This is a genomic window from Streptococcus sp. SCPM-O-B-15304 (M98), assembly GCF_058200215.1.
Genome location: NZ_JBYQGQ010000017.1, coordinates 1 through 21663 on the forward strand (window position 1 = coordinate 1; position 21663 = coordinate 21663).

General features: G+C 38.2%; 24 protein-coding genes and 5 tRNA genes. 23 read left to right on the forward strand and 6 right to left on the reverse strand.

Annotation, left to right across the window (positions count from 1 at the left end; translation table 11 throughout):
* Positions 1–11 precede the first annotated feature (11 nt).
* The 5 genes from AC3E7H_RS09100 to AC3E7H_RS09120 all read left to right on the forward strand — a co-directional run bounded on the left by AC3E7H_RS09100 (position 12) and on the right by AC3E7H_RS09120 (position 438).
* Positions 12–92, forward strand: a tRNA-Tyr gene (locus AC3E7H_RS09100).
* 11 nt (positions 93–103) lie between these two features.
* Positions 104–174 (forward strand) — tRNA-Trp (locus AC3E7H_RS09105).
* A 13-nt stretch (positions 175–187) separates the two neighbouring features.
* Positions 188–260 (forward strand) — tRNA-His (locus tag AC3E7H_RS09110).
* Positions 261–273: 13 nt separating this feature from the next.
* A tRNA-Gln gene (locus AC3E7H_RS09115) sits at positions 274–345 on the forward strand.
* A gap of 9 nt (positions 346–354) precedes the next feature.
* A tRNA-Leu gene (locus AC3E7H_RS09120) sits at positions 355–438 on the forward strand.
* Between the two features lie 85 nt (positions 439–523).
* Here the strand turns inward: AC3E7H_RS09120 and AC3E7H_RS09125 are convergent.
* The 5 genes from AC3E7H_RS09125 to AC3E7H_RS09145 are packed head-to-tail and all read right to left on the reverse strand — an operon-like array spanning position 524 to position 4014.
* Positions 524–1657 (reverse strand): tyrosine-type recombinase/integrase, encoded by a 1134-nt coding sequence (locus tag AC3E7H_RS09125; RefSeq protein WP_009732034.1) that lies wholly within the window; start codon positions 1655–1657, stop codon positions 524–526.
* Between the two features lie 3 nt (positions 1658–1660).
* The gene (locus tag AC3E7H_RS09130; protein WP_000598356.1) at positions 1661–1855 is read right to left on the reverse strand and encodes a DUF3173 domain-containing protein; all 195 of its coding nucleotides are present in this window, start codon (positions 1853–1855) and stop codon (positions 1661–1663) included.
* 59 nt (positions 1856–1914) lie between these two features.
* Positions 1915–2301, reverse strand: a complete 387-nt coding sequence (locus tag AC3E7H_RS09135) for a hypothetical protein (RefSeq protein ID WP_009732035.1) — start codon at positions 2299–2301, stop codon at positions 1915–1917.
* 2 nt (positions 2302–2303) lie between these two features.
* Positions 2304–3500 carry a replication initiation factor domain-containing protein gene (locus AC3E7H_RS09140; protein ID WP_490676439.1) on the reverse strand — a complete coding sequence of 399 codons (1197 nt, stop codon included), beginning with the start codon at positions 3498–3500 and terminating at the stop codon, positions 2304–2306.
* 40 nt (positions 3501–3540) lie between these two features.
* Positions 3541–4014: a hypothetical protein gene (locus tag AC3E7H_RS09145; RefSeq protein WP_000182279.1), complete on the reverse strand. Its 474-nt coding sequence runs from the start codon at positions 4012–4014 to the stop codon at positions 3541–3543.
* Between the two features lie 319 nt (positions 4015–4333).
* On the opposite strand from AC3E7H_RS09145, the gene AC3E7H_RS09150 reads away from it, so the two are divergent.
* Positions 4334–4780, forward strand: coding sequence for a helix-turn-helix transcriptional regulator (locus tag AC3E7H_RS09150; protein WP_000287814.1), 447 nt, complete (start codon positions 4334–4336; stop codon positions 4778–4780).
* 163 nt (positions 4781–4943) lie between these two features.
* On the opposite strand, the gene AC3E7H_RS09155 is transcribed toward AC3E7H_RS09150, so the two are convergent.
* A complete protein-coding gene (locus AC3E7H_RS09155) occupies positions 4944–5270 on the reverse strand; it encodes a DMT family transporter (protein WP_000120162.1) in 327 nt (108 codons plus the stop codon).
* Between the two features lie 172 nt (positions 5271–5442).
* On the opposite strand from AC3E7H_RS09155, the gene AC3E7H_RS09160 reads away from it, so the two are divergent.
* The 17 genes from AC3E7H_RS09160 (at position 5443) to gltX (ending at position 21403) form a co-directional block, all read left to right on the forward strand.
* Positions 5443–5841 carry a hypothetical protein gene (locus tag AC3E7H_RS09160; RefSeq protein ID WP_049496811.1) on the forward strand — a complete coding sequence of 133 codons (399 nt, stop codon included), beginning with the start codon at positions 5443–5445 and terminating at the stop codon, positions 5839–5841.
* Positions 5842–6206: 365 nt separating this feature from the next.
* Positions 6207–7358, forward strand: a complete 1152-nt coding sequence (nagA, locus tag AC3E7H_RS09165) for an N-acetylglucosamine-6-phosphate deacetylase (RefSeq protein ID WP_045762732.1) — start codon at positions 6207–6209, stop codon at positions 7356–7358.
* A gap of 139 nt (positions 7359–7497) precedes the next feature.
* Entirely contained in the window at positions 7498–8556 is a 1059-nt protein-coding gene (locus AC3E7H_RS09170; RefSeq protein WP_000649456.1) for a zinc-dependent alcohol dehydrogenase family protein, read from the forward strand.
* A 137-nt stretch (positions 8557–8693) separates the two neighbouring features.
* Positions 8694–9071: a DUF1033 family protein gene (locus AC3E7H_RS09175; protein WP_007555701.1), complete on the forward strand. Its 378-nt coding sequence runs from the start codon at positions 8694–8696 to the stop codon at positions 9069–9071.
* Between the two features lie 58 nt (positions 9072–9129).
* Positions 9130–10071, forward strand: coding sequence for a competence type IV pilus ATPase ComGA (gene comGA / locus AC3E7H_RS09180; RefSeq protein ID WP_490676440.1), 942 nt, complete (start codon positions 9130–9132; stop codon positions 10069–10071).
* Positions 9992–11035, forward strand: a complete 1044-nt coding sequence (comGB, locus tag AC3E7H_RS09185) for a competence type IV pilus assembly protein ComGB (protein WP_083501012.1) — start codon at positions 9992–9994, stop codon at positions 11033–11035. Before comGA ends, comGB begins: the two co-directional genes overlap by 80 nt.
* Positions 11036–11359, forward strand: coding sequence for a competence type IV pilus major pilin ComGC (gene comGC / locus AC3E7H_RS09190; protein ID WP_049528341.1), 324 nt, complete (start codon positions 11036–11038; stop codon positions 11357–11359). It begins immediately after the preceding gene.
* Positions 11322–11756 (forward strand): competence type IV pilus minor pilin ComGD, encoded by a 435-nt coding sequence (comGD, locus tag AC3E7H_RS09195; RefSeq protein WP_049528339.1) that lies wholly within the window; start codon positions 11322–11324, stop codon positions 11754–11756. Before comGC ends, comGD begins: the two co-directional genes overlap by 38 nt.
* Positions 11719–12021 carry a competence type IV pilus minor pilin ComGE gene (gene comGE, locus AC3E7H_RS09200; RefSeq protein WP_049528337.1) on the forward strand — a complete coding sequence of 101 codons (303 nt, stop codon included), beginning with the start codon at positions 11719–11721 and terminating at the stop codon, positions 12019–12021. Before comGD ends, comGE begins: the two co-directional genes overlap by 38 nt.
* On the forward strand, positions 11984–12445 hold the full coding sequence (comGF, locus tag AC3E7H_RS09205) for a competence type IV pilus minor pilin ComGF (protein ID WP_049528335.1): 462 nt from the start codon (positions 11984–11986) through the stop codon (positions 12443–12445). Before comGE ends, comGF begins: the two co-directional genes overlap by 38 nt.
* Positions 12423–12839, forward strand: coding sequence for a competence type IV pilus minor pilin ComGG (comGG, locus tag AC3E7H_RS09210; RefSeq protein ID WP_049528332.1), 417 nt, complete (start codon positions 12423–12425; stop codon positions 12837–12839). Before comGF ends, comGG begins: the two co-directional genes overlap by 23 nt.
* Before the next feature lie 109 nt (positions 12840–12948).
* Entirely contained in the window at positions 12949–13650 is a 702-nt protein-coding gene (locus AC3E7H_RS09215) for a histidine phosphatase family protein (protein ID WP_045762724.1), read from the forward strand.
* A gap of 191 nt (positions 13651–13841) precedes the next feature.
* Positions 13842–15548 (forward strand): ABC transporter ATP-binding protein, encoded by a 1707-nt coding sequence (locus tag AC3E7H_RS09220; protein WP_490676441.1) that lies wholly within the window; start codon positions 13842–13844, stop codon positions 15546–15548.
* Position 15549: 1 nt separating this feature from the next.
* Positions 15550–17316 carry an ABC transporter ATP-binding protein gene (locus AC3E7H_RS09225; protein ID WP_490676442.1) on the forward strand — a complete coding sequence of 589 codons (1767 nt, stop codon included), beginning with the start codon at positions 15550–15552 and terminating at the stop codon, positions 17314–17316.
* A gap of 288 nt (positions 17317–17604) precedes the next feature.
* Positions 17605–18294: a gamma-glutamyl-gamma-aminobutyrate hydrolase family protein gene (locus AC3E7H_RS09230; RefSeq protein ID WP_490676443.1), complete on the forward strand. Its 690-nt coding sequence runs from the start codon at positions 17605–17607 to the stop codon at positions 18292–18294.
* Between the two features lie 168 nt (positions 18295–18462).
* Complete coding sequence (locus AC3E7H_RS09235; protein ID WP_248034795.1) at positions 18463–19812, forward strand: glucose-6-phosphate isomerase; 1350 nt, start codon at positions 18463–18465, stop codon at positions 19810–19812.
* Positions 19813–19942: 130 nt separating this feature from the next.
* Positions 19943–21403 carry a glutamate--tRNA ligase gene (gene gltX / locus AC3E7H_RS09240; protein WP_490676444.1) on the forward strand — a complete coding sequence of 487 codons (1461 nt, stop codon included), beginning with the start codon at positions 19943–19945 and terminating at the stop codon, positions 21401–21403.
* The last annotated feature ends 260 nt before the right edge of the window (positions 21404–21663 follow it).

Consider the following 21663-nt stretch of genomic DNA (forward strand, 5'->3'; position numbering starts at 1 on the left):
TTAAATATTTTGGAAGGGTAGCGAAGAGGCTAAACGCGGCGGACTGTAAATCCGCTCCTTCGGGTTCGGGGGTTCGAATCCCTCCCCTTCCATAACCTTAACTACGGGCATAGTTTAAAGGTAGAACTAAGGTCTCCAAAACCTTCAGTGTGGGTTCAATTCCTACTGCCCGTGTTTTAAAATTATGGCGGGTGTGGTGAAGTGGTTAACACACCAGATTGTGGCTCTGGCATGCGTGGGTTCGATCCCCATCACTCGCCTATTTTATATTATTGGGGTATAGCCAAGCGGTAAGGCAAGGGACTTTGACTCCCTCATGCGTTGGTTCGAATCCAGCTACCCCAGTTACTATTTGCCGGCGTGGCGGAATTGGCAGACGCGCTGGACTCAAAATCCAGTGTCCGCAAGGACGTGCCGGTTCGACCCCGGCCGCCGGTATAGTATTAAAGACAAGGTTTTCGGACCTTGTCTTTTTCTTTTATTTGTTGAATTTGTAACGCTGAGTTACTTAAAATTACTAGTTTTATAACAAATCATCTAATTTATCCGCTAATTTTTGTTGCTTGCTTGGATACAAATGAGAGTATGTATCTATTGTTGTAGTTATAGAAGCATGTCCTAATCTTTCTTTTACGACAAGATAATCTTCTCCTTGGTTTATTAGTAGGGAAGCATGTGAATGCCTGAAGTCATGAATTCTTATTTTTTTTAAAGAACTATCTCTTTGTAATATTTTTTTATATTGTTTTTCGATTGAATCCTTAGTTATCGTAATCGGGCTATTTTGAAATATCTGTAGATCATCTAGGTTGGTTGTAAATTCTTTTAATCTTTCATGCTGTGTTTGCCTCCATTCTTCTAGTGTCTCCACTAGTTTGGTGTTCATGATGATTCTTCGGGTTCCAGCTTTTGTCTTTGTACTACTAATGTGTTCTTCACCTTTTTTAACGTATATTGATTTACTTACATGGATTGTATTTGTAGAAAACTCTATGTCCTTCCACGTTAGAGCAAGAGCTTCTCCGAGTCTTAGACCAGTAAAAAATAGAACTGTGAATAGTAATTTTATATTGTATTCATCGTTGCTAAATAGTGTTAAGAAATGCTTAAATTCTTTTACTGTCCAGAAATTTAATTTTACTTTTTCTATGGGTAATTTTTTCAGTAATCCTACGGGATGTTCCTTGTAAAATCCCTTTCTTAATCCAACATCCAGAATTTTCTTTAGTAAAATTATAATTTTATTAATAGTGTTTGGACTTAGCTTCTTTTCTGAGTTTTGAGTATTTTTATCTCTTAGATGTTCTCTGAATTGATAGATATCTTCATAAGTTAATTTAGCTACATCATCAACTTTTTCAAAATAGTTTTTTATATGCCTGTTATAGTTGTTTTCTTGTGTATCTATATAGCTTTGTTTTCTGTTGTTTATTCTATCCTCTTCTTTTAAGAGATCATAAAGGATATCAATTGATATTTTTGAGTTGAAACTTTTTTCTTTAAGTTCGACACTTCGTAAGTATTGTTCGGCCTCCAATGCTTCTTTTTTAGTTTTGAATCCTTTTCTTACAATTCTACGTTGTTTTAGAGATATTGGATTTATACCATTGGAAACATCAACAATCCAAGTTCCGTCTCTACTTTTACGTAAAGCCATAAGCTACGCTTCTTTCTGGAGTTCAATTCCTAATAGTTCTTCTGCGACACTGGCTGGAATTGTACCAATCCTTTTGTTATCGTAGATGTTAAAACCACGATTCACTAATAGTAATTTGCCGGTATGGATAATCTTTCTTGCAGTTCCTGGAGCAAATCCAAGTTCGATAAGGTCATCTTTTGTTACAGTTTTAATCATGTGATCTCCTTTTCTAATTAGATTAAGTAAGGGGAGGATTAACTCCCCTTGTCTGATATTTATTTTTGTTTTACATCTACTAAATGGATAGCATCTGCCTTGTAATACATTGTCGAACTAATCATAGTAGCTTGTAAATTGTCAAATGTAACTGGTACTTCATCCATTGCTTGGATATAGTCATTATCAACCAAGGCATCTGGATTGTCTACTGAGACTTGGGTTGATTTCTTTTTGAATTGTCCATCCTTAATTGTTACATTGTATTTCCAACCAATGATTCTATCGGTATTAAAACGTCTTTCGCTACCATCTCGGTTTTTGATAATTTCTCCGTTTGCATCTGCTCGGACTTCCGTTTCAAATTTTGGAATGACTTCATCCAATTCAAATTTTGTTCCAATGTTATTGAAATTCCAGTCATTTTGTGAGAGCATTTTTGCCATATTTAATTTCTCCTTTTGATATTTTCTTTGATTGTAGGGATTAAATCTTCTCTTTTAAAGAGAATTGCCCTTTCTATTAATCCACTTGCTAAATCTGGTGGATATTCCATATTGTTGAGTGCGAGATAGTTAGATTTCTCATACTCATGCAGTAAGTTATTGTCGTATAGAAATTTATACGCTTTTAGAATAGCTCCAGAACCTTTATAGGTAAACCATTCTAATTTTTGTTCTAGTTCTGTCTTTGGTTTTGAAATAATGATAGAGACAGGTTTTGAGTGACCTAAAAACTTTTCCCAAGATCTCAAAGGTTTTGAGAAGTGACTATCACTATAGAACCTCACTTTTTCTTTGAGGTATCCCTTGGTAAAGTTAAGAAGATCTATTTCTGAATGCAACCATTCTTGAATGAAGTAGTGAGCTTTTGCTTTCCTAAGTTCTAACTCAGTTCTTATCCAATTTTCTATATACCGCTTGCTGATCCCGAGCTTTTCAGCTTGTTCTAAGCGCTTATCGTAAATTCTAAGTCTTTCATCATCATTGGGTTTTCTTAAATATAAGGTCTGACCGATCGTTTCATCTCCGTAGGTATTGTAGTAGGTGCTTTTTCCATATAGAAAGCGTTTCTTCTGACAAATCTTTAGAAGTTGATTAGGAGTGAAATAGGGTGTTTCATTAAAATCATCTATTGCAATATCAATTCGTCTTACTGAAAAATGAATGTAATTGTAGTAGAGGTTGTTCAGAAACTGTCTTTCGGAGAGACTATTTGGATCTAATACCATATCTCTATAGAACTCTAGTGCCTGTCCTGACATGACAAGCATGTAGGACGACTCTTTCGATCCATAGTAGATACGGATATTCCCATAATGAAGCTGGCTATCATAGTTATAGTATTTAAGGCTCCCCTTATTCTCAATAAATAGGTCAAAGTCAAGAAATAGGATATCTTCGATTATTTCTTTTGGCGAAAATTCAGTCTTATCAAACTGAATTTGAATCCAGTCAAATACAGAACGTAAATGCTCATTTTTTGCCATAGATTTTGATTCAACTTTTTGCCTAATTTTGCCACCCTTAAAATCTGCGAAACCCTTGGCAATACTGAATTCTTTCGATGGTACACCTAACTTGCAGAGGGTGGTGTTACTACACACCCTATCGGTCAAAAATGGTCCGTCCGCATCTACGCTCATTTTCGGCTTTCTGCCTCATGGCTCAGCCGAAAACTCGCTATTAGCCGAACCTATTTTTTGACCTCTTGTTAACAAACCCTAGTAAGCCGGTTTGCATCGACTCTTCAATATCTTGGATTTTCTTTTTTAGGTTGGAATTCTCAATTTTTATCAGTCGCATTTCTCGCTTAAATTCCTGTTTTAAGGCGCTCAGTTCATCGTAGAGCTCATCTATTACTTGGTTTAGGGATTCATGTTCATTGTCTGCTAGACTCCCAAATACGGCTTGTATAGCCTCTTTTAGACCTATTTCAAGTTTTAGTTTAGCTAACTTTTGAAATTGTCTAAGGTCTTCGTCTGTAAAATCATAGGCAACTGTATAACTTAATTGATGAGTTCTGGGATTTCTACTGATAGGAACTTTAATTTTCTTAAATTCCTTGCCACTTATCTCTTTAATCAGTTGAATCCAATTTTTAAGAGTAGAGGTAGAGTTTAGGCCAGAAATTTGATTGACTAACTCTTTATTGGTCATCTTTTTGTGAAACCTCCGAAATTTTCTTGTGCAACTGAAGAGTTTTCTGTGGTATAATTGTTACATAATATGTTTTGATCTTGGAACGAACGGCACATTTGTTTCAAGATTTTTTATTTTGTCGAATCCTACCTCCTTTATTAAAATTTTTTAAATCGACTACTAGTTACATACGCTTTTACCTCTTTTTATGCTATAATATTCTCAATGGAATATTCAATCTCAAAATAAATATTCCTTATGGAATAATTCTATTTTATACCGTTTGGAATATTTTGTCAAGCTAAAATATACGAATAAGAATATCTATAGGAGAATTATGTATACAGAGGATTATAAATTTTCAGAGAGGTTAAAAACTCTCAGAAAATCAAAAAAGTTAACTCAAGTACAAATATCGGAATTAATTGGAGTTCAACAAGGGACATATTCTCGGTGGGAGAATGGAACGTTAGAACCAGGATTAGAATTCGTTGTGAAATTGGCAAATATCTTTGGGACTACTACAGATTATTTGCTGGGACAAAAACCTTATTCAATTATCAGTAGTTTACCTCTAGAACAATTAGATCTTACCAATATTGCAAACTTTTCAAAGGATGAGTTTGATATTTTGAAACATTCAATAGCAGTTTCGGTGGCAAGAAATAAAATAAAGGCAACAGAACTAAAAGATAGAGTTATAGAAAAAAATCAGTTGTCAGAAAAAGATGCAGAACTTTTGAATAAGATTTTTGAAGAAGTTAAAACTTATTGGGAAAATTAGGAGGACGCTAGTCTTCAAAATTCCCTCCCAAAATGTGTCCAAAATATTGACAGAATTCTAGCTTTTCATTATAGTTCTTATGGAACTTTTTTTCTACAACAAAATAGGCTCCATAATATCCATAGGGGATTTACCCACTACAAATAGTATAGAGCCGGTTTTATTAATGTCCTGCATTTCCTAATAAGTTAACCATGACAACACCAATGATAATCAAAATTAAACCGATAATGCTATAAACATTTAGTGTTTCTTTGAAAATCATTACTGCGATAGAGGATATCAAAACTAAACCGACAGCTGACCATGTTGCATAAGCTATTCCTACAGGAATTTTTTGCATTGCTAGTGATAAGAAATAGAAACAAACGCCATAGCTAAGTAGGGCAGAAACGGTTGGAATAGGCTTTGTAAAACCGTCTGATAATTTCAAAAGGTTAGTTCCCAATATCTCTCCTACAATGGCGATAAAAAGATAAAAGTATGACATGTCTTTAACCTCCTATATGTCATGTTTTTGCTCTAAGAGCTATTATAGCTATCCGTTTTTTATAAATCTTGGCACAAGTCATGAGAATTTGTAGTAAAACTGTGGCAGACACTTTTTCAGAACCAATAGCTGATAAGTTTAGTATATCATAAGATAAATTTTAAATAAAGTCTTGATTTATTTCAATGTCTTGCGTGGTCTCGATTTTACTGGTAAAATTACTTTTAAGAACTTTAAAAAAGAGGCTTCTATATTTGACAAAACAATGACTTGTTGTCCCGAATGTGGGCATCCTTTGGAGAAAAAATTTTTAAAAGATGAGGGAGATATTCCTTATTGTTCACAATGTGCGAGTTTTCGTTTTCCAGTCTTTAATACAGCAATTAGTGCGATTTTATTTAATGAAAAACATGATAAGATTCTCTTGATTAAGCAATATGACATGGCTGAGCATATTTTGCTAGCTGGTTATGTGTCTAATGATATTCACAACCAATTTCTACAATCATTAAAGGCAATTAATTTAGCCTCTCTTATTACGGATATGGGTAATAAAATTGCACAAAACTAGTCCAAAACTCTTTTTAATAAGGAGTATACTTTCTAGCATTTTATAGTTACTAAAAAGTATCTAAACTTTGGAAGTGATACTAAGTTTTAAAAAATATTATGGAAAAAAAGCTTATAAAATCAATATTTCTGAGATTTAAAACTAATAATATTAGACTCAAAATCCAGTGTCCGCAAGGACGTGCCGGTTCGACCCCGGCCGCCGGTATAGTATTAAAGACAAGGTTTTTAGACCTTGTCTTTTTTGTTGAATAATTTATTAAAATTTCACTAAAAAAGGTCTATACCATTTACAAATTGTTTTGAAAGGTTTATAATGTAATTGACATAATAAATAGTAGATTATTTCTTAAGGAGGTTATCATTATGCCTAAGTATATTAAAGCTGATCAATTTTTCTATCCACATGGTATTCGTCGTGGAGGTTATTTGGAACTTATTGATGGCAAGTTTGGTAAGCATGTTGAAGAGATTTCTGAGGATGCTGAAATTTTAGATTATTCTGGTTATAGCATCGCACCTGGTCTCGTTGATACACACATTCACGGTTTTGGTGGTGTGGATGTCATGGATAATAATATTGAAGGAACTCTTCATACGATGAGTGAAGGTCTTCTTAGTACAGGTGTTACTAGTTTCCTACCAACTACACTAACTTCATCATACGAACAATTGCTGGCTGTTACTGAAAACATTGGTGCACGCTATCAAGAAGCATCTGGTGCTAAGATTCGTGGTATCTATTTTGAAGGGCCATATTTTACTGAGGAATTTAAAGGAGCTCAAAACCCTGCTTACATGAAAGATCCTCGTATGGATGAGTTTCGTGCATGGCAGAAGGCTGCTAATGGTCTTCTTAATAAAATTGCTCTTGCACCTGAACGTGATGGGGTTGAGGACTTTGTACGTACTATTACTGGTGAAGGTGTAACTGTTGCTCTTGGTCACTCTAATGCTACATTTGATGAAGCTAAAAAAGCTGTTGATGCCGGGGCTAGTGTTTGGGTTCATGCCTATAATGGAATGCGTGGCTTAACACACCGCGAACTTGGTATGGTTGGTGCGATGTATGAATTACCACACACTTATGCAGAATTGATTTGTGATGGTCATCACGTGGATCCTAAGGCTTGCGAAATTCTTCTTAAACAAAAAGGAACTGAAAATATTGCCCTTATCACTGACTGTATGACAGCAGGTGGTTTGCAAGATGGCGATTATATGTTAGGCGAATTTCCAGTTGTAGTTGCAAATGGGACTGCTCGCCTTAAATCTACAGGTAACTTGGCAGGTTCCATTCTCAAACTTAAAGATGGTTTGAAAAATGTCGTTGAGTGGGGAATCGCAAATCCTCATGAAGCAGTCATGATGGCTAGTCTAAATCCAGCTAAATCAGTTCATATCGATGACGTCTGTGGACAAATTCGTGAAGGCTACGATGCAGACTTTATCGTGTTAGATAAAGATTTGGAATTAGTAGCAACTTATCTAGATGGTGAAAAACGTTATCAAGCATAATCTAAAAAGTAGAAACGATTTTCGTTTCTTCTTTTTTTAAATAAATTTGTTATTTATTTCACAAATTACTTGATTTTTGTATCGGAAAGGCTTACAATCATGATATAAATAATACAAATAAAAAAGCGGAGGATTGCTTATGAAAGCTTATACTTACGTTAAACCAGGCCTTGCGTCATTTGTTGATGTTGACAAACCAGTTATTCGTAAGCCAACAGATGCTATTGTGCGTATCGTTAAGACTACTATTTGTGGTACAGACCTTCATATTATTAAAGGGGATGTTCCTGCTTGTAAGAGTGGAACTATCCTAGGACATGAAGGAATTGGTATTGTAGAGGAAGTCGGAGCAGGAGTTTCAAACTTCAAAAAGGGTGATAAGGTTTTGATTTCTTGCGTTTGTGCATGTGGCAAGTGTTACTATTGTAAAAAAGGAATCTATGCTCACTGTGAAGACGAGGGTGGATGGATTTTTGGACATTTGATTGACGGTATGCAAGCAGAATATCTTCGTGTGCCTCATGCTGATAATACTCTTTATCATACTCCAGCTGACTTGTCTGATGAAGCTTTGGTTATGTTATCTGATATCTTGCCAACTGGCTATGAAATTGGTGTCTTAAAAGGGAAAGTTGAGCCTGGTTGTAGTGTAGCTATCGTTGGTTCAGGGCCAGTTGGATTGGCAGCTCTCTTGACGGCACAATTCTATTCTCCAGCTAAATTGATTATGGTGGACCTAGACGATAATCGCTTGGATACTGCAGTTTCTTTCGGTGCTACTCATAAGATTAATTCTTCAGACCCTGAAAAAGCAATTCAAGAAATTTATGATTTGACAGATGGTCGAGGTGTAGATGTCGCTATTGAGGCGGTAGGAATTCCTGCAACGTTTGATCTCTGTCAAAAGATTATCGGTGTAGACGGAACAGTAGCCAACTGTGGTGTGCATGGTAAACCAGTTCAGTTTGATTTGGACACTCTTTGGATTCGTAACATTAATGTTACTACTGGATTGGTTTCTACCAATACAACTCCTCAGCTTTTGAAAGCCTTAGAAAGTCATAAAATTGAACCTGAAAAATTGGTAACTCATTATTTCAAACTTAGTGAAATAGAAAAGGCCTATGAAGTATTTAGTAAGGCCGCCGATCATCATGCGATTAAAGTGATTATTGAAAACGATATTTCAGAAGGCTAATCTTGTTTTTAAATCCAGTTATTCGTTTTTGAATAGCTGGATTTTTTGAAAATGTTATATAATTCGTGAAAATGAGCAAAATTCTTTCATTGTTCTCAAAATTTCGCTATAATATACGGTACAAAGGAAGTTAAACTATGTATCGAGTTATAAAAATGTACGGAGATTTTGAACCGTGGTGGTTTATAGAAGGCTGGGAAGACGACGTCATTGCGAGCAAAAAATTTGATAACTATTATGATGCTTTGAAATATTATAAGTCTTGTTGGTTTGAGTTAGAAAAGGAGATTCCCCTTTACAAAAGTAGAGGAGACTTGATGACTATTTTTTGGGATCCAGAAGATAAACGCTGGTGTGAAGAATGCGATGAATTTCTTCAGCAATATCATTCCTTGGCTTTGTTGGAAGATGGTCAAGTCATTCCTGATGAAAAATTTAGACCTGGGTACGAAAAGCAGACTGGTTTAGAAATCCACCGTACTTGTCGCATAAAAAAAGAAGAAACAACTTTTTAATGAAGTTGTTTCTTCTTTTTTGATATTTTCTTCGAATAATAAGAATGAGGAGGAAGATATGGTACAAATACTTGCACAAGAATTGATTACACTGGCCAAAAAACAGGGAGCTCAGGACATCTATTTTATTCCTAAAGAAAAGATTTACGAGCTACATATGCGAGTTGGAGATGAGAGACATTTGATTAACACCTATGACTTTGAAAAGTTGGGGGCTGTCATTAGTCACTTTAAATTTGTTGCGGGGATGAACGTTGGAGAAAAACGCCGTAGTCAGCTTGGTTCCTGTGATTATCAGCATGGAGACAAGGTTTCTTCATTACGTTTATCGACGGTGGGAGATTATCGTGGTCATGAGAGTCTAGTAATCCGACTTTTGCATGATCAAGAACAAGAGTTGCGCTTCTGGTTTCAGAATCTTATGGAACTGGAAAATGGCTTTAGGCAACGCGGACTTTATCTTTTTGCAGGCCCCGTAGGAAGTGGTAAAACTACTTTGATGCATGAATTAGCCAAGTCATTGTTTAAGGGACAACAGGTCATGTCTATTGAAGATCCGGTTGAGATTAAGCAAGAAGCAATGCTACAATTACAGCTCAATGAAGCTATCGGACTTAACTATGAGAACTTGATCAAACTTTCCCTACGACATCGTCCAGATCTTTTAATCATTGGAGAAATTCGAGATAGCGAAACAGCCCGTGCCGTTGTACGAGCTAGTCTGACAGGTGCCACGGTATTCTCGACAATCCATGCCAAGAGTGTTCGTGGGGTTTATGAGCGCCTCTTAGAACTTGGTGTCAGTGAAGATGAACTTGCAGTTGTTTTACAAGGTGTTTGTTACCAGAGACTAATCGCAGGAGGAGGAATTATTGATTTTGCAAACAAAAATTACCAAGAACACCAGGCAGAAAAGTGGAATGGACAAATTGACCAGCTTCTTAAAGAAGGACATATCACTGCCCTTCAAGCTGAAACGGAGAAAATTAGCTACCAGTAAGCAGAAGAAAATCATCACACTCTTTAACAATTTATTTTCCAGTGGTTTTCATCTGGTAGAAATTATTTCCTTTCTAGATAGAAGTCTCTTGTTGGAAAAGGAATATGTATCGCAGATGCGTCTAGGACTCTCGCAGGGAAAATCCTTCTCGGAAATGATGGGGACTTTAGGTTTTTCAAGTTCAATTGTCACGCAACTTTCCTTGGCTGAAGTTCATGGGAATCTTCATTTGAGTTTAGGGAAAATTGAAGAGTATCTAGATAATCTTGCTAAGGTCAAGAAAAAGTTAATCGAAGTTGCGACCTATCCAATCATTTTGTTAGCTTTCTTACTGCTCATTATGTTGGGGTTGCGAAATTATCTCTTGCCCCAACTGGATAGTAGTAACATAGCTACCTTAGTGATTAGTAACCTACCACAGATTTTTCTTGGACTTACTCTGGCGCTAGGTCTCGTATCTTTAACAGGACTGATATTCTACAGAAAATCTAGGAAGATAGAAGTCTTTTCTTTTCTAGCTAGAATTCCCTTTCTAGGTGTATTTGTTCAGTATTATCTGACGGCCTATTATGCTCGAGAATGGGGAAATATGATTGGACAAGGTTTAGAGTTGTCACAGATTTTCCAGATGATGCAGGAGCAAGGCAATCCTCTTTTTAAGGAAATCGGACATGATTTATCCCTGTCCTTGCAAAATGGGCATGAATTTTCTATGGTTGTGCAGGATTATCCTTTTTTTAGAAGAGAGTTGGGATTAATCATTGAATATGGAGAGATCAAATCCAAGTTGGGAAGCGAATTGGAAATCTATGCAGAAAAAACGTGGGAATCCTTCTTTACCCGAGTTAATCGTACGATGAACTTAGTTCAACCACTGGTCTTTATTTTTGTAGCTCTGCTAATCGTTTTATTGTACGCAGCTATGTTGCTGCCTATGTATCAAAATATGGAGGTAAATTTTTAGATGAAAAAAATGATGATGAAATTAAAAGAAGCAAAGGTAAAAGGATTCACTCTTGTGGAAATGTTAGTGGTCCTCCTTATCATTAGTGTTCTACTCTTACTGTTTGTGCCAAACCTAACTAAGCAAAAGGATGCAGTGAATGACAAGGGTAAAGCAGCAGTCGTCAAGGTGGTAGAAAGCCAAGCTGAACTCTATACTCTAGATAAAAATGAGGATGCTAGTCTAAGTAAACTAGAGGCAGATGGACGTATCACTGCTGAGCAAGCAAAAGCCTATAAGGAATACCATGCAAAACAAAAGACAAGTCAAACAGTTGCGGATTAGGGCTTTTACTATGTTAGAAAGTTTATTGGTCTTAGGGATAGTCAGTCTGTTAGCCTTGGGTTTGTCAAGTTCAGTTCAGTCCACTTTTGTGGCTGTGGAAGAACAAATTTTCTTTATGGAGTTTGAGGAACTTTATCGGGAAACTCAGAAGCGAAGTCTGGCTAGTCAGCAGAAGATCAACTTGATTTTGGAAGAGAGAAGTATTGGAAATGGCTATCAGAAATTAACCATCCCTAAAGGAATTCAACTACAGTCCAATCAGTCAATTTCCTTTGACAAGTCTGGTGGGAATTCGTCTCTGGCCAGCGTGAGATTTCAAACAAGGAAAGAAGTGGTTCGATACCAACTATATCTAGGAAATGGAAAGATTAAACGTATTCAAGAAGCAAAAAATTAAGGCGGTTATTTTACTGGAAGCAGTGATTTCACTAGCTATTTTTGCCAGTATAGCAACTCTCTTACTGGGACAAATTCAAGAAAGTAGAAAAAGAGAAGTAGAACTTCTAAAACAGGAAGAAGTTTTGCGAGTGGCTCGTATGGCTTTGCAGACTGGACAAAAGAAGTTGACTGTCAATGGCCTTACGGTTCATGTTGTCTCGAATGAGCGAGGTTTGGAGGTATACCATGGAACTGAGAAATTACTGGCGATTCAAGACAAGTAGGGTCAGAGCTTTTACACTATTAGAATCCTTGGTTTCCCTTATCGTTATTAGTGGTAGCTTGCTTCTTTTTCAATCTATGAGCCAACTCTTAGTTTCAGAGGTTCGCTACCAGCAGAGAAGTGAGCAAAAAGAATGGCTTTTATTTGTGGATCAGCTGGAAGCAGAGCTGAATCGAACCCAATTTGAAAAAGTGGAGAATGATAGGATTTACCTCAAACAGGAAGGCAAACCCATTTCCATGGGGAAATCAAGGTCAAATGATTTCCGGAAAACAGATGCTAGTGGACGTGGTTATCAACCCATGGTTTATGGCCTTAAATCAACGCATATTTACCAAAAAGGGCAAAATGTTCATTTCAATTTTCAGTTTGAAAAGGGACTAGAGAGGGAATTTATCTATCGTGTTGAAAAAGAAGAAAGTTAGAGCTGGAGTTCTCCTTTACGCTATTACTATTGCTGGAATTTTTAGTCTTTTGTTGCAGTTTTATCTGAATCGACAAGTAGCACATCATCAGGATTATGCCTTAAATAAAGAAAAACTCCTTGCATTTGCAATGGCTAAGAGAACCTATGAAAAAGCTAATTCTGAAAATGGAGAGCAGTCATTTAATGTAGGAAAGTCAACTTATCGTAACGACGAAAACTTCTTCACAGCGACTATTGACACAGGAAAAAATCAGTTTGAATTTCACTTTTCTCCTTTGAAAAGGACCGACGATAAGACGAAGAAAACAGAAAAAAAGTCAAAAGAAGAACAGGTTAAAAAAGAGGCCACCGAGCCATCTAAAGTTGCTCCTTCTAAGAATGATAAGACATAGATTATCAGATTTATAAAATCTAGTTTAAGTGGTGATGTTGGACTCAGTGGGTTAGGACAAGGTTTTTGTCTGAAATCATGCTATAATAGATACATATGGAGGACAGAATATGTCAAGTGTAAAATTGTATCTAGTACGTCATGGGAAAACAATGTTTAATACGATTGGTCGTGCTCAAGGTTGGAGTGATACTCCACTGACAGCTGAAGGGGAACGAGGCATTCATGAATTGGGGATTGGCTTGCGTGAGTCTGGCTTAAGGTTTGAGCGTGCTTATTCAAGCGACTCTGGTCGGACTATTCAGACTATGGGAATTATCCTTGAGGAACTAGGTTTAACAGGGCAAATTCCTTATCGTATGGATAAACGAATCCGTGAATGGTGCTTTGGTAGTTTTGATGGTGCTTATGATGGAGACCTTTTTATGGGCATCATTCCTCGTATCTTTAATGTCGACCATGTGCATCGTTTGTCCTATGCTGAGCTAGCTGAAGGCTTGGTAGAAGTGGATACAGCAGGCTGGGCTGAAGGCTGGGAAAAACTAAGTGGTCGCATCTGGGAAGGTTTTGAAGCCATTGCTAAGGAAATGGAAGCTAATGGGGGAGGAAATGCTCTGGTAGTTAGCCATGGAATGACAATCGGAACCATTGTCTATCTAATCAACGGAATGCATCCGCATGGCCTTGATAATGGAAGTGTGACGATTCTCGAGTACCAAGATGGTCAGTTCTCGGTCAAGATTGTTGGCGACCGTAGCTACCGTGAAATTGGACGAGCTAAGTTAGAAGAGCAAGCTAGTTCAAAACAATAAAAATTCTCTACTTAAATTAGAAGATGTTTTAAATGATTCAATAGAATGCTGATGTCGTCATTGCACAAGCTTGTAAGAGTTGAGTGCTTTGACAATAGCATTCTTTTTTGTTAGAATAGCATCAACATGAAAGCATAAGAAGGGACTGACAGAGTTGTCGTTCCCTTTTGTCTATCTTAGAAGGGGGAAATATGCTGTTTCAGAAAATAAAAGCCTATAAATGGCAGGCTCTAGCTTCCTTAATTATGACAGGTCTAATGGTAACGAGTTCACTCTTGCAACCACGTTATTTGCAGAAAGTTTTAGAGGCACTGCTAACAGGTGATAATGAAGCTATTTATCATATTGGTTTTTGGTTAATCCTTGTTGCCTTGATTGGTTTGATTGCAGGTGGCATCAATGTTGTGTTAGCCGCCTACATTGCTCAAGGAGTTTCGTCAGACTTACGGGAAGATGCCTTTCGTAAGATTCAAACTTTTTCATACGCCAATATTGAGGAATTTAACGCAGGGAATCTTGTTGTGCGTATGACCAATGACATCAACCAGATTCAAAACGTAGTCATGATGACCTTCCAAATTCTCTTTCGACTACCACTTTTGTTTATCGGTTCCTTTATTCTAGCAGTTGTCACCCTACCTTCTCTATGGTGGGTGCTAGTTCTCATGGTCGTTCTGATTGTTGTCATAATGGGTTTTATGATGGGAGTGGTGGGACCACGCTTTTCAAAGTTCCAGACCTTACTAGAGCGTATCAATGCCATTGCTAAAGAAAATTTGCGTGGTGTGCGCGTGGTTAAGTCTTTTGTAAGAGAAAAAGATCAGTTTGATAAGTTTACGCAGGTGTCAGATGAATTATTGGGAGAAAACCTTTATATTGGTTATGCCTTTTCTGTTATGCAACCTGCAATGATGTTAATTTCGTATGGGGCTGTTTTTCTCTCAATCTGGCTTGTAGCAGGTATGGCAGAGTCAGATCCATCAGTCGTTGGTTCCATTGCTTCCTTTGTGAACTATCTGAGTCAGATTATCTTTACTATCGTTATGGTTGGATTTTTGGGGAACTCAGTTACTCGTGCCATGATTTCCCTCCGTCGTATTCGCGAAATCCTTGATACAGAACCGGCTATGACCTTCAAAGATGTGGAAGATGAAGAATTAGAAGGAAGTCTCAGTTTTGAAAATGTAACCTTCACCTATCCAAATGATGAAGAACCTATCCTAAAAGATGTATCTTTCGATATTGCAGCTGGTGAGATGGTTGGGGTTGTCGGAGCAACTGGTGCAGGTAAATCAACCTTGGCTCAGTTGATTCCACGTCTGTTTGATCCTCAGCAAGGTTCGATCAAAATTGGCGGAAAGGACATTCGTACAGTTAGTGAAGGGACACTTCGCAAAACAGTTTCTATCGTCTTACAGAGAGCCATTCTTTTTAGTGGAACCATCGCAGATAACCTCAGACAAGGAAAGGGAGATGCGACAGTTTCAGAACTGGAACGCGCAGCTCGTATCGCCCAGGCCAGTGAATTTATTAGTCGTATGGACTTAGCCTTTGAAAGTCCGGTTGAAGAACGTGGGACCAACTTTTCTGGTGGACAAAAACAAAGAATGTCCATTGCGCGTGGGATTGTCAGCAATCCTAAAATCTTGATATTTGATGATTCTACTTCTGCCCTTGATGCCAAGTCAGAGCGCTTGGTTCAAGAGGCTCTTAACAAGGATTTGAAGGGGACGACTACGATTATCATCGCGCAAAAGATTAGCTCTGTTGTTCATGCTGATAAAATTTTAGTGCTTGACCAAGGTCGCTTGATTGGTCAAGGTAAACATGCTGACTTGGTTGCAACAAACCCAGTTTATCGTGAAATTTACGAAACGCAAAAAGGAAAGGAGGAGTAAGATGAAGACATTTGAATTTTTTTGGAACTATTTTAAAGTTTACAAGACCTCCTTTATCGTTGTCATTGCTATGATTATCATTGCAACGGTAGCCCAAGCCCTCTTTCCAGTATTTGCAGGTCAAACAGTCACAGAGCTGGCTAACTTGGTTATAGCCTATCAAAATGGTAACCCAGATATGGTTTGGCAAAGTCTCCTAGGACTCCTGCTCAATCTTGCCTATATTTTAATCGTTTTAGTAGTTTCTAGTCTTATCTATATGGTCTTGATGAGCCGCATTATTGCCGAATCTACAAATGAGATGCGTAAGGGACTTTTTGGCAAGCTTTCTCGCTTGACTGTTTCCTTCTTTGACCGCCATCAAGATGGGGATATCCTGTCACGTTTTACCAGTGATTTAGATAATATTCTCCAAGCTTTCAACGAAAGTTTAGTGTCTGTCATGACAAATATTGCCCTTTTTATTGGCTTGCTGATTGTCATGTTCGTAAAAAATGTCACCTTGGCTTTAATCACAATTGCCAGCACTCCAATAGCTGTTATCATGGTCTTCTTTATCTTAAAGCTAGCGCGAAAATACACCAACCTCCAACAAAAAGAAGTTGGGAAACTCAATGCTTATATGGATGAGAGTATCTCTGGACAAAAAGCCGTTATTGTTCAAGGTATCCAAGAAGATGTGATTGCTGGTTTTGTCGAGCAGAATGAACGGGTTCGAAAAGCCACTTTCAAGGGAAGAATGTTCTCAGGAATTCTTTTCCCTGTCATGAACGGGATGAGCTTGGTCAACACAGCAGTAGTTATTTTTGTCGGTTCAGCTGTCTTACTGAATGATAAGAACATCGAGACAGCAACTGCTCTGGGTTTGATTGTCATGTTTACCCAGTTTTCTCAGCAATATTACCAGCCCATTATCCAATTGGCTGCGAGCTGGGGAAGTTTGCAACTGGCCTTTACAGGTGCAGACCGTATCCAAGAAATGTTTGATGCAGAGGAAGAAATTCGTCCTCAAGATGCTCCAATCTTTACCGAATTAAAAGAAGGTGTGGAGATTTGTAACGTAGACTTCTCCTACCTGCCAGGAAAACCCATTTTGAAAGATGTTAGCATTTCAGCTCCAAAAGGGAAAATGATTGCGGTGGTTGGTCCGACAGGTTCAGGGAAAACAACCATCATGAACCTCATCAATCGTTTTTATGATGTGGATGCAGGAAGTATCAGCTTTGATGGTAGAGATATCCGCGAATTTGACCTAGATAGTTTGCGAAGTAAAGTAGGAATTGTCTTACAGGATTCTGTTTTATTTAGTGGAACCATTCGAGACAATATTCGATTTGGTGTCCCAGATGCCAGTCAGGAAATGGTAGAAGCAGCTGCTAAGGCTACGCATATCCATGAATATATCGAAAGTCTACCAGATAAGTATGATACTTTGATTAATGATGACCAGAGCGTCTTCTCAACCGGTCAAAAGCAGCTGATTTCTATCGCTCGTACCTTGATGACAGATCCACAGGTTTTAATCTTGGATGAGGCAACATCAAACGTTGATACTGTGACAGAAAGCAAGATTCAAAATGCCATGGAAGCTATTGTGGCAGGAAGAACTAGTTTTGTCATTGCTCACCGCTTAAAAACCATTCTCAATGCCGATCAGATTATTGTCCTTAAGGATGGTGAGGTTATCGAACAAGGAAATCATCACGAATTACTCAAGCTTGGAGGTTTTTACTCCGAACTTTATCACAATCAATTTGTCTTTGAATAATACTCTTCGAAAATCTCTTCAAACCACGTCAGCGTCCCCTTGCCGTATATGTGTTACTGACTTCGTCAGTTCTATCCACAACCTCAAAACTGTGTTCTGAGCAACCTGCGGCTAGCTTCCTAGTTTGCTCTTTGATTTTCATTGAGTATAAGCAAAAAAGTTGTCCTAGTCTGGGGCAACTTTTTCTGATAAAAAAAATTTATCACGGACTTAAAAAAAACATATTAGACAGGTGTGGGGAAGGATGATAAGATAAGATTATCAATAGAAAACGAAAGGAAATCAGTAATGGCAAGAACAGTTGTTGGAGTTGCAGCAAATCTATGTCCCGTGGACGCAGAAGGAAAGAATATTCATTCATCTGTCTCTTGTAAATTCGCTGAGAGTATTCGTCAGGTTGGCGGACTTCCTTTGGTGATTCCAGTTGGTGATGAGTCGGTTGTTCGTGATTATGTAGAAATGATTGACAAGCTCATCTTGACTGGAGGACAAAATGTCCATCCTCAGTTTTATGGTGAAGAAAAAACGATTGATAGCAATGATTATAACCTAGCTCGCGATGAGTTTGAGCTTGCTCTTCTACAAGAGGCCCTACGTCAGAACAAACCAATTTTAGCTATTTGCCGTGGTGTCCAGCTAGTTAACGTTGCCTTTGGCGGTACGCTCAATCAGGAGATTGAAGGTCATTGGCAAGGCCTACCTTTTGGGACTTCACATTCTATTGAGACAGTGGATGGCAGTGTTGTGTCTAAATTATTTGGTAAAGAAAGTCAGGTTAATTCAGTCCATCGTCAGAGCATTAAAGACCTGGCACCCAATTTCCGTGTGACGGCTGTGGATCCACGTGATCAAACTGTTGAAGCAATCGAATCTATCGACGAACACCGTATTATTGGTCTCCAGTGGCATCCAGAATTCTTGGTCAATGAAGAAGATGGCAACTTAGAATTATTTGAGTATTTATTGAATGAATTGTAACGACTAGAAACCTAGTCGTTTTTTATTCGTTGTTTACGAATATTTATAGAGCTGTATTTTTACGCAAACGTTTGAATTGTGATAAAAATTGGAAATTTTTAGTATAAAAACTTGAAAAAATTGTTAGTAAGCGTTATGATAGAAAGGAAGAAATTTTGGAGGAATACTATGTCACATATTAAATTTGATTATTCAAAAGTATTAGACAAATTTGTTGCACCACATGAAGTGGAGTACATGCAATCACAAGTTACAGCAGCAGACGAATTGATCCGTAAAGGAACTGGTGCTGGTAGCGACTTCTTGGGTTGGTTGGATCTTCCTGAGAACTACGACCGCGAAGAATTTGACCGCATCTTGAAAGCTGCTGAACAAATCAAATCAGACAGCGATGTCTTGGTTGTTATCGGTATCGGTGGATCATACCTTGGAGCTAAAGCAGCCATTGACTTCTTGAACCACCACTTTGCAAACTTGCAAACAAAAGAAGAACGCAAAGCGCCACAAATCCTTTACGCTGGGAACTCAATCTCATCAACTTACCTTGCTGACTTGGTAGAGTACGTTTCAGATAAAGACTTCTCAGTAAACGTGATTTCTAAATCAGGTACAACAACTGAACCAGCCATCGCTTTCCGTGTCTTCAAAGAACTTTTGGTTAAGAAATACGGTCAAGAAGAAGCTAACAAACGTATCTATGCAACAACTGACCGCCAAAAAGGTGCAGTTAAGGTTGAAGCAGATGCTAACGGTTGGGAAACTTTTGTAGTTCCAGATGATATCGGTGGACGCTTCTCAGTATTGACTGCAGTTGGATTGCTTCCAATCGCTGCATCAGGTGCAGATATCAAAGCCCTTATGGAAGGTGCTAATGCTGCTCGTAAAGATTACACATCAGACAAACTTTCAGAAAACGAAGCTTACCAATACGCTGCAGTTCGTAACATCCTTTACCGTAAAGGATATGCTACTGAAATCTTGGTAAACTACGAACCATCACTTCAATACTTCTCAGAATGGTGGAAACAATTGGCTGGTGAGTCAGAAGGGAAAGACCAAAAAGGTATTTACCCAACTTCAGCTAACTTCTCAACAGACTTGCACTCATTGGGTCAATTTATCCAAGAAGGAACTCGTATCATGTTTGAAACAGTTGTTCGTGTTGACAAACCTCGTAAGAACGTGATCATCCCTACTTTGGAAGAAGACCTTGACGGACTTGGTTACCTTCAAGGAAAAGACGTTGACTTCGTTAACAAAAAAGCAACTGACGGTGTTCTTCTTGCCCACACTGACGGTGACGTGCCAAACATGTACGTAACTCTTCCTGAGCAAGACGCCTTTACTCTTGGTTACACAATCTACTTCTTCGAATTGGCTATCGCCCTTTCAGGTTACTTGAATGCTATCAACCCATTTGACCAACCAGGTGTTGAAGCTTACAAACGTAATATGTTTGCCCTTCTTGGTAAACCAGGATTTGAAGAATTGAGCAAAGAACTCAACGCTCGTCTATAATAGAGCTGAAAAGAGTGGTTTTACCACTCTTTTTACTATTTCTCGAAAAGAGAAATTGGACTCTGGCACGACTTGTGATATAATATAGAGAGCAAAAAGGCAGACGCCTAGAGACTTTATAGGAGAAGATATGTCAAAAGATATTCGTGTGCGTTATGCACCAAGTCCAACAGGACTACTACACATCGGAAATGCCCGTACAGCATTGTTTAACTACTTGTATGCACGCCACCATGGTGGAACTTTTATCATCCGTATTGAAGACACAGACCGTAAGCGTCACGTCGAAGATGGAGAACGTTCTCAGCTTGAAAACCTTCGTTGGTTGGGCATGGATTGGGATGAAAGTCCAGAAACTCATGAAAACTACCGCCAATCAGAGCGTTTGGAACTCTATCAAAAATATATCGACCAATTGCTTGCTGAAGGGAAAGCCTACAAATCTTACGTCACTGAAGAAGAGTTGGCGGCTGAACGTGAACGCCAAGAAGCAGCCGGTGAAACACCTCGCTACATCAATGAATACCTTGGTATGAGTGAAGAGGAGAAAGCAGCTTACATCGCAGAACGTGAAGCAGCTGGTATCATTCCAACGGTTCGTTTAGCAGTCAATGAGTCTGGTATCTACAAATGGCATGATATGGTTAAAGGCGATATCGAATTTGAAGGTGGCAATATCGGTGGGGACTGGGTTATCCAAAAGAAAGATGGCTACCCAACTTACAACTTTGCCGTTGTGATCGATGACCACGACATGCAAATCTCTCACGTCATTCGTGGAGACGACCACATTGCTAACACACCAAAACAGCTTATGGTTTATGAAGCACTCGGATGGGAAGCGCCAGAATTTGGTCATATGACCTTGATTATCAACTCTGAAACTGGTAAGAAGTTGTCTAAACGTGATACCAATACTCTTCAGTTCATCGAAGACTATCGTAAGAAAGGTTACCTTCCAGAAGCAGTCTTTAACTTTATCGCCCTTCTTGGTTGGAATCCTGGTGGAGAAGACGAAATCTTCTCTCGTGAAGAACTCATCAAGCTCTTTGATGAAAACCGTCTCAGCAAGTCTCCAGCAGCCTTCGACCAAAAGAAAATGGACTGGATGAGCAATGAGTACATTAAGAATGCGGATCTTGAGACTATCTTTGAAATGGCAAAACCATTCCTTGAAGAAGCAGGACGTTTGACAGACAAGGCTAAAAAATTGGTGGAACTCTACAAACCACAAATGAAGTCAGTGGACGAAATCGTTCCATTGACAGACCTCTTCTTCTCAGACTTCCCAGAATTGACAGAAGCTGAACGAGAAGTCATGGCTGGTGAAACGGTGCCAACTGTACTTGAAGCCTTCAAAGCAAAACTTGAAGCCATGTCAGACGATGAGTTTGTGGTAGAAAATATCTTCCCACAAATCAAAGCAGTCCAAAAAGAAACTGGTATCAAAGGGAAAAACCTCTTCATGCCAATCCGTATCGCTGTTTCAGGTGAAATGCATGGTCCTGAATTGCCAGATACCATCTACTTGCTTGGACGTGAAAAATCAATTCAACATATTGAAAAAATGTTGGCTGAAATTGCGAAATAATCTGGCGAAATTAAATTTCGTTCTAGATATTTGTAGAAGTAAAAACCGAGAGAATCACCTGGTTCTCTCTTTTTTATTGCCAAAGCAGAATCATATTCAATCAATACTCTTCGAAAATCTCTTCAAACCACGTCAGCTTTATCTGCAACCTCAAAGCCGTGCTTTGAGCAACCTGCGGCTAGCTTCCTAGTTTGCTCTTTGATTTTCATTGAGTATAAATTTTTAAGTGACGCTTTAAAAAGAGTTTCTTTTATATGTAC

Coding starts and splice junctions, on each gene's coding strand:
- comGA (WP_490676440.1), top strand. CDS start 9,130: ATGGTACAAATACTTGCACAAGAATTGATTACACTGGCCAAAAAACAG.
- comGB (WP_083501012.1), top strand. CDS start 9,992: ATGGACAAATTGACCAGCTTCTTAAAGAAGGACATATCACTGCCCTTC.
- AC3E7H_RS09175 (WP_007555701.1), top strand. CDS start 8,694: ATGTATCGAGTTATAAAAATGTACGGAGATTTTGAACCGTGGTGGTTT.
- AC3E7H_RS09235 (WP_248034795.1), top strand. CDS start 18,463: ATGTCACATATTAAATTTGATTATTCAAAAGTATTAGACAAATTTGTT.
- comGE (WP_049528337.1), top strand. CDS start 11,719: ATGGAAAGATTAAACGTATTCAAGAAGCAAAAAATTAAGGCGGTTATT.
- gltX (WP_490676444.1), top strand. CDS start 19,943: ATGTCAAAAGATATTCGTGTGCGTTATGCACCAAGTCCAACAGGACTA.
- nagA (WP_045762732.1), top strand. CDS start 6,207: ATGCCTAAGTATATTAAAGCTGATCAATTTTTCTATCCACATGGTATT.
- AC3E7H_RS09215 (WP_045762724.1), top strand. CDS start 12,949: ATGTCAAGTGTAAAATTGTATCTAGTACGTCATGGGAAAACAATGTTT.
- AC3E7H_RS09225 (WP_490676442.1), top strand. CDS start 15,550: ATGAAGACATTTGAATTTTTTTGGAACTATTTTAAAGTTTACAAGACC.
- AC3E7H_RS09125 (WP_009732034.1), bottom strand. CDS start 1,657: ATGGCTTTACGTAAAAGTAGAGACGGAACTTGGATTGTTGATGTTTCC.
- AC3E7H_RS09140 (WP_490676439.1), bottom strand. CDS start 3,500: ATGAGCGTAGATGCGGACGGACCATTTTTGACCGATAGGGTGTGTAGT.
- comGD (WP_049528339.1), top strand. CDS start 11,322: ATGCAAAACAAAAGACAAGTCAAACAGTTGCGGATTAGGGCTTTTACT.
- AC3E7H_RS09135 (WP_009732035.1), bottom strand. CDS start 2,301: ATGGCAAAAATGCTCTCACAAAATGACTGGAATTTCAATAACATTGGA.
- AC3E7H_RS09230 (WP_490676443.1), top strand. CDS start 17,605: ATGGCAAGAACAGTTGTTGGAGTTGCAGCAAATCTATGTCCCGTGGAC.
- comGC (WP_049528341.1), top strand. CDS start 11,036: ATGAAAAAAATGATGATGAAATTAAAAGAAGCAAAGGTAAAAGGATTC.
- AC3E7H_RS09130 (WP_000598356.1), bottom strand. CDS start 1,855: ATGATTAAAACTGTAACAAAAGATGACCTTATCGAACTTGGATTTGCT.
- AC3E7H_RS09145 (WP_000182279.1), bottom strand. CDS start 4,014: ATGACCAATAAAGAGTTAGTCAATCAAATTTCTGGCCTAAACTCTACC.
- AC3E7H_RS09170 (WP_000649456.1), top strand. CDS start 7,498: ATGAAAGCTTATACTTACGTTAAACCAGGCCTTGCGTCATTTGTTGAT.
- AC3E7H_RS09150 (WP_000287814.1), top strand. CDS start 4,334: ATGTATACAGAGGATTATAAATTTTCAGAGAGGTTAAAAACTCTCAGA.
- AC3E7H_RS09220 (WP_490676441.1), top strand. CDS start 13,842: ATGCTGTTTCAGAAAATAAAAGCCTATAAATGGCAGGCTCTAGCTTCC.
- comGF (WP_049528335.1), top strand. CDS start 11,984: ATGGAACTGAGAAATTACTGGCGATTCAAGACAAGTAGGGTCAGAGCT.
- AC3E7H_RS09155 (WP_000120162.1), bottom strand. CDS start 5,270: ATGTCATACTTTTATCTTTTTATCGCCATTGTAGGAGAGATATTGGGA.